Origin of the sequence: Bowmanella yangjiangensis (genome assembly GCF_017255015.1) — a bacterium.
In the GTDB taxonomy this organism is placed as follows: Bacteria; Pseudomonadota; Gammaproteobacteria; order Enterobacterales; family Alteromonadaceae; genus Bowmanella; species Bowmanella yangjiangensis.
In genome coordinates, this window is record NZ_JAFKCS010000110.1 from 1 (window position 1) to 2,555 (window position 2,555).

At 66.8% G+C, this 2,555-nt stretch carries 2 protein-coding genes; both read right to left on the reverse strand.

Annotated features, from left to right (window positions below):
• On the reverse strand, window positions 1–546 hold a 546-nt coding region (locus J0A65_RS22295), incomplete at its 3' end, for a response regulator (RefSeq protein WP_206596516.1).
• On the reverse strand, window positions 543–2,336 hold the full coding sequence (locus J0A65_RS22300; RefSeq protein WP_206596517.1) for a PAS domain-containing sensor histidine kinase: 1,794 nt from the start codon (window positions 2,334–2,336) through the stop codon (window positions 543–545). The genes J0A65_RS22295 and J0A65_RS22300, both read right to left, overlap by 4 nt.
• Window positions 2,337–2,555 lie beyond the last annotated feature (219 nt).

Here is a 2,555-nt window from a genome sequence, read left to right on the forward strand (position 1 = left end):
GTGGGTGCTGACGGTCTTGTTGCTGATCGACAGGTGTTCGGCGATCTGGTTGACGCCCAGGCCATCGGCGAGCAGGCGCAGGATCTGGAATTCCCGGTCCGACAGGCTGTGCAGGCCACTGTTGCGCTCCTCGGCGTTGGCGAAGGCCAGCTGTTCGGCGATGCGCGGGTCGAGATAGCGCCCGCCGTTGGCCACCTTGTTGATGGCCGCGAGCAGGGTTTCGGCGTCGTGGTCCTTGGTCAGGTAGCCGCTGGCGCCGGCACGCAGGGCGCGCTGGGCGATCTGCGCTTCGTTGTGCATGCTCAGCACCAGGATCGGCAGCCTGGTGTAGTGCCCGTGGATCCGCGCGATGAGGTCTTCGCCGCTGATGCCGGGCATGCTCATGTCCAGCAGGACCAGGTCGACCTCGGTGCTGCGCAGGCGCTCGAGCACCTGGCCGCCGTTCTCCGCTTCCGCGACCACCTGCAGGCGGCTGTCGAACTCGATCAGCTGCTTGAGCCCGTTGCGCATGATGGTGTGGTCGTCCGCGATCATGATGCGGGTCATGAGTCCTCCTTGGCCGGCGTGATGGGCAGGCTGGCCTGTACCGTGGTGCCTTGTCCGGGATGGCTGAAGATCACCACTTCGCCGCCGAGGCTGATGCCGCGTTCGCGCATGCCGGCGAGGCCCAGGGAGCGCGTGTTGACGGCCGACGGGTCGAAGCCGCGCCCGTTGTCGGTGATATCCAGCTGGTAGACGTCGTCGAGCCGTTCCAGGCTCACCACCGCCCGGCTCGCGCCGGAATGGCGGGCGACGTTGTTCAGCGCTTCCTGCACGATGCGGAAGGCGGTGGTCGCCTGGTCATCGCTGAGGGCCGGTTCGTCGCTGTGCGTGGTCAGCTCGCACTCGATCCGGGTGTGCTGGCGAAATTCGCTGGTCAACCACTCCAGGGCCGGGTACAGGCCCATGTTGAGCACCGCCGGACGCAGGCTGGTGGCGATGGAGCGCACCACCTGAATGGTTCGGTCACAGAGTTGCATCAGCCCGTCGACGGCATTGTCGAGACCGGGCGCCTTGGCGCCGAACTGCAGGTGCAGCATGGAAATGCCCATGCGCAAGGCCGTCAGGTGTTGGCCGAGTTCGTCATGGATTTCCTGGGCGATCAGCTTGCGTTCTTCCTCCCGGGCCGACTCCCTGCGGGTGGTCAGGTCGCGCAGCTGCTGGTTGCTCTGCGCCAGGCGTCGTTCGGCCTTGCGGATGTTGGTGATGTCCCTGGCCAGCGAGAGCACGCTGGTGATGGCGCCCGAAGCGTTGCGCTCGGGCACCAGTTGCACCAGGTAGTGGTGTTGCAGGTCGGCGGGGCCGTCGATGCCGTGAATCAGCTCCTCCTCGAGCGAGTCGCCGCTGAGGGCGACCTCGCGCACCAGGTCGGCCATGATGTCGACCTGGGAATTGTCACCGAAGGCATCGCGCGCGGGACGCCCGCGCGCCTCCACCAGCGGCAGCCGGCACAGGGCTTCGAGGGCCGGGTTGGCGTAGATCAGGCGGAAGTCCGGGGTCAGGCGGCCAACGGCGTCGTGGGTGTTCTCGATCAGCGCGCGGAACTGGCGTTCGTTGTGCAGCAGGGTGTCGGCCAGGCGCTGCTGTTCGGTGAGGTCATGCAGAAGTGCCAGGCAGTAGCCCCGGCGATCGTAGTAGAAACGGTTGAACCTCACCGAGACGTGGTAGCGCGTGCCATCCACGGGGTGGCTCAGCTCCAGCTGCACCGGGCCCTGGCCCTGCATCAGCTCGCGCAGCTCGTCATCCGAGTGCAGGGCCAGGGGCACCAGCGCCTGGCCGATGCTCTGTCCCATCAGGTACTGGCGGCGTTGGCCGAGCAGGCGAGTGGCGGCGTCGTTGAGGTAGCAGATGTTCAGGCCGTCATCGAGCAGCAGCGCACCGTCGGTGGTGTAGTCGAGGGCGAAGCTGAGCAGGTAGGCCTGCTCGGCACGCTCCTGCGTGGACCGCGTCGGGGTAAAGCGGACCAGGAAGTGATCGATGCCGCTGTCCGCCTGCGACACCCAGCAGACGCTGGTGTGCAGCCACTTGTAGGCGCCCTCCTGGCTGTGCAGGCGCAGCTCGCCGCAGGCGATGTCGAGCTGCTGGCGACGGGCACGCTCCAGTGCGTAGTCGAAGGTGTCGCGGTCCTGTGGATGCAGCCACTGCGTCAGCGGCTTGTTGCCGTGCTCGCCGATCAGTGCCTGCAGCGCCGGGTTGCTGTACTGCAGGCAGCCACGAACATCGAGCAGACCCAGGCAGAGGGGGGCGGACTGCCAGGCCGCGCTGAGCAGGGACTCTTCCGAGTGCTTGTCCTTCAAGGCGTTCCTCCAATGAGCGACCTGACCAGTATGGGTCAGTTTCTCGATGAAGGTGTGCCAGGCAGGGCCAGGCTGCGCGGCCGGGGCATTCAGCCCGGGATGTGCGCAGCCTGGCGTGGCTCGCAGGGGCTCAATGCGGTATCTCGATGCCGCGCATGCGCTCCGCACGCCGGCGCAGCAGTTCGATGGTGACCAGCAGGGCGATGGAGACCAGGATCA